Origin of the sequence: Runella sp., assembly GCF_027484545.1 — a bacterium.
Taxonomy (GTDB): domain Bacteria; phylum Bacteroidota; class Bacteroidia; order Cytophagales; family Spirosomataceae; genus Runella.
In genome coordinates this window covers 1-3,911 of the sequence record NZ_JAIXST010000301.1, presented here as the reverse complement: position 1 = coordinate 3,911, position 3,911 = coordinate 1, and the positions used below count along the sequence as shown (strand labels likewise).

At 43.3% G+C, this 3,911-nt stretch carries 3 protein-coding genes; 2 read left to right on the top strand and 1 reads right to left on the bottom strand.

The window, feature by feature from the left end:
* The first annotated feature begins 278 nt into the window (after positions 1-278).
* Positions 279-1,403, top strand: coding sequence for a sensor histidine kinase (locus tag Q0081_RS26760; RefSeq protein WP_298360837.1), 1,125 nt, complete (start codon positions 279-281; stop codon positions 1,401-1,403).
* Positions 1,378-2,130 (top strand): LytTR family DNA-binding domain-containing protein, encoded by a 753-nt coding sequence (locus Q0081_RS26755; RefSeq protein WP_298360835.1) that lies wholly within the window; start codon positions 1,378-1,380, stop codon positions 2,128-2,130. Before Q0081_RS26760 ends, Q0081_RS26755 begins: the two co-directional genes overlap by 26 nt.
* Before the next feature lie 195 nt (positions 2,131-2,325).
* On the opposite strand, the gene Q0081_RS26750 is transcribed toward Q0081_RS26755, so the two are convergent.
* Positions 2,326-3,645: a DUF6600 domain-containing protein gene (locus tag Q0081_RS26750; protein ID WP_298360833.1), complete on the bottom strand. Its 1,320-nt coding sequence runs from the start codon at positions 3,643-3,645 to the stop codon at positions 2,326-2,328.
* Between the last annotated feature and the right edge of the window lie 266 nt (positions 3,646-3,911).

The window sequence follows — 3,911 nt, the reverse complement described above, 5'->3', positions numbered from 1 at the left end:
TGCTATCTGTGCCTATTCTTTTTACCAGAGAAAACCCAAAGTCAGTATAGCATCCCCATTGGAATTGAGGCAGTATTACCCTCCAATTGCTGCTTAGGTATTGAAAAGTTCACGTTAAAGAAAGGCTGGTAGAACATTTCGGTTGGCTCTAATCAAACCGCTGATTTTCAAAGAATCAAGTTGGTACTTTATCGGTAAATTATAGTAAACTGCCGATTCTCATTAAGTTGGGTTTCTTTTTTTTGTAAGATTGCTGTTGTATTACCAAAAACACAATCATGTTACTTCGCCCCCAACGCCGATATATACCATTACTTCTTCACATCTTTGGGTGGGGATTGGTAATGTCTATGCTTTTCTCTCAACCTAAATGGATGAACGTAGATCCGCCTTCGGAGTTTTGGCTCAAACAAGGAGTACTATTATCACTTCTGATAGGCATTTTCTATTTGAATTCGTATGTATTAGTGCCTCGGTTATTGTTTAAAAACCATACAATCGGGTACATCGCTTCTATTGCGGTAGGGGTCTTTGCGCTTTATTGGGCCATTCAAGGCATTGAAAGTTGGCTCAATTTGCCTGAGCTTTGGCACAAAGCGTTTCGTGCTGAGCGTCCTTTTAATCCCAATCGTTCACGTCGCTTTGATACCTTTACGTTTCTGTATTCGCTGTTAGCCGTTGGTGCCAGTACCAGTTTGACGGTAGTACAAAAATGGCAGAAAGATGCACAGATTCGAGAACAGCTGGAACAGGAGAAAGTAAGTTCTGAACTCTCCTTCCTGAAGGCACAAATCAACCCGCATTTCTTTTTTAATACGCTTAACAACATCTACGCCCTTACGATGATAGATGTGGAGAATGCTCGCGAAGCGCTGCATCGCCTGTCGCGGATGATGCGCTATGTATTGTACGAAACCAAAGAAGGAACGGTACGGCTGAGTCAGGAAATTGACTTTTTGCAGGATTATATCCAACTGATGCAATTGCGCCTTACCGATAAAGTAAAAGTGACATTTGAAAAGCCTCAACCCATCAATGATGTTGCGATTGCGCCGATGTTGCTGTTGCCTTTTCTGGAAAATGCGTTTAAACACGGAGTAAGTGCTACCCAACGAAGCGAAATTTTTGTAGGTTTGTCTCAGCAAGGACAATCATTGCGGGTAGAAGTGAAAAATACGCTCTTTTCCGGTAAAGGGAAAGCGTTGGATGAAAGTAATGGAATAGGATTGGTCAATACACGCCGTCGTTTGGATTTGTTGTATCCCGGTCGCTATCAGCTAAACATCACAGAACACACTCCCGACAGTGACTATTTAGTAGTATTGACGCTTGATACGCCAACCACTACTCAACCAAAAAACTTTACCGCTCCTCTCTATGAACCTCAATTGCATAGCCGTTGACGATGAACCACTCGCGTTGGGATTGGTGAGTGTATTTATTGAAAAAACTCCATTTCTTAACTTAATAGGCAAATATTCGAGCGCGGTAGAAGCATTGCAGGGTCTTCACAGCCAACAGGTTGATGTCATTTTCTTAGATATTCAGATGCCGGACTTGACCGGTATCGAACTGGCCCGGGTACTGGGGCAGGCCCAACAGGGTGGGGTAGGGCCACGTATTATTTTTACAACTGCCTTCAATAATTTCGCCATTGAAGGATACAAAGTAGATGCGTTGGATTATCTGCTCAAGCCCTTCAATTATGAAGAGTTTTTACGCGCGGCCAATAAAGCGAAAGCCTATTTTGAATTAATGAACCGACCGGCTCCTGCTGTAACCGTAGCTCCAATAGTGGCCGAACCGGAGGAAGAATCGCTGTTTCTGAAAGTAGAATATCAATTGGTACGTGTGGCTTTCAAAGATATTTTGTACATCGAAGGCTTGAAGGACTACGTAAAAGTTCATCTTCAGGGAAATCCTAAACCGATACTTTCATTGACCAGCCTGAAGGCGTTGGAAGATAAGCTTCCTGCCCGGCGCTTTATGCGAATACATCGTTCGTTTATCGTTTCGTTGGATAAAATCAGCAGTCTGACTCGTAACAGTATCCAAATAGGAACCGTTACCATCCCCGTCAGTGATCAGTACAAAGACACGTTCAATCAGTTTTTGAGTAAGTGGTCATAAAAAACACGGAGGAAGCATTGCTTCCCCCGTGACATTAAGTTGTTGCAGGTTGCCAGTTAAATTTTCGCTAACTACTTACTGCAAAAATCTGATGACTACCCAGTAGTTAAGGAGTATTAAGTAAATAGTACCAAGTATTGCGTTTGTCAAGTTATTGATAAACAAATAACTATACATTTTCTAAATACTCAATACTTAATTTCGGCCACGTCGCTCAGGTCTATTCTGCTCTTCATTTGAGCGTTCAGACTGCCGCCTTTGCGATGACTCCTGAGAACGCTGTTGAGAATAATCCCGATTGGCGCGTTGCTGCTGATTTCCATTGTCAGATGAGCGGGGTTGGACTCTTTCCTGCGGTTGCTGATTGGAATTTCCATTGTCTGACCAAGTGCGTCTTGGGGCAGATTCTCTGCTTTCAGTGGGGCGTTGGGCAGGTTGCTCCCGATTACCCTGAGATGGCGGATTTCCCCAAGTGCGTTGTGCGTTTCCTCGTTCCGGTGCCTGATAAGGTCTGTCCTCTTGTCTGTTAGGTTGAGGATTGGCTCTGTCCGGTGTCTGATACGATCTGTCTTCCTGTCTGTTAGGCTGAGGATTGGCTCTTTCCGATTGTTGAACTCGATCTCTTGAGTTAGAATTATTATCAAAACGGTCATTGCCGCGATTTTGGTTTTGACCATAGCGGTTATCGTATTGAGGCGAATTTTGTCCCGAACGATTGTCCCAACGGTCGCGATTGTTTTTATCGCGATTGTTATAATCAGGGCGTGAATTATAGCCGCCGTTTCCTCTTGAAGGACCCTGCGCATAGCCTCCATTGTTCCGATTGTAGTTATTTCGGCCGTTTCGGTACAAATCATCCGCGCGATACACGTTTATTCTGTTTCGAGTAATACGCTCAATATCATGGCGTTGTGGGCCGTAGGCGTAAGCACGATTGTTGTAACGATAGTAATTGTTGAGGTAAGAAGTACCGCCGTAAATATTCACAATTCTGTTACGAGGAATACAGTAGCTGTATACTCGCGGACTTGTAATATAAATATCAGGCACAAACACCCAATAATTATACGGAATGTTGATATTGACGTCGATATTCATGCCTGGGCCTAAAGGCGCCCATCCATAATAGCCTCCGCCCGAACGCCAGCTTACCCAGGCAGGACCCCACTCATAACCGGGAATCCATATCCAGCCGTAATAATCATCAAACTGCCAACGACCGTAGTGAAACGGAGCCCATCCCCAAGGATAGTCAGACACCCAAGTGTTGCCGTATTCGGTCATCTCCCAGTGTCCATCGGTAGCATAAGGCTGAAAATCTGCATTTACTTGAGGTTGCCAAACTTGGCCGTAGGTAGGATTATCCAACCATTGGCCATAAGGAGACAACTCATTATAAAAGTCCTGACGGGTAATTCCAACGCCGGGTTGGGCAAAGGCTTTTTGCGAAACGGCCCCACCAATCGCCAAAAAGAGGATTAGGAAAAATGCGTTTATTTTATGGCTTGTTTTCATGGCAATTCGGTTGGTTAAATTTGAATTTTACTTATTCAGAAGACTGTCTTACTCAGCGGTTTTAGTCTACAATTAAAACGAAAAAGAATGATATTCCGGTTCAAATTTCTGTGCCATTAACAATCATTAGCAAATGAATAGTCCATACAGGGCTTTTTCATAAAACAGTTTAACTTCTTGCAAAACAGCTCTTTGCCTTGTGTCTATCAAAGTTAAAATCTTCTCTGACGAGCCTTATATTATTTGTTATATTCTTTTTTGGTATT

What these genes read in the sequence shown, in the direction of transcription:
- Q0081_RS26750 (WP_298360833.1), bottom strand. Translation starts at nt 3,645, where the DNA reads ATGAAAACAAGCCATAAAATAAACGCATTTTTCCTAATCCTCTTTTTG.
- Q0081_RS26760 (WP_298360837.1), top strand. Translation starts at nt 279, where the DNA reads ATGTTACTTCGCCCCCAACGCCGATATATACCATTACTTCTTCACATC.
- Q0081_RS26755 (WP_298360835.1), top strand. Translation starts at nt 1,378, where the DNA reads ATGAACCTCAATTGCATAGCCGTTGACGATGAACCACTCGCGTTGGGA.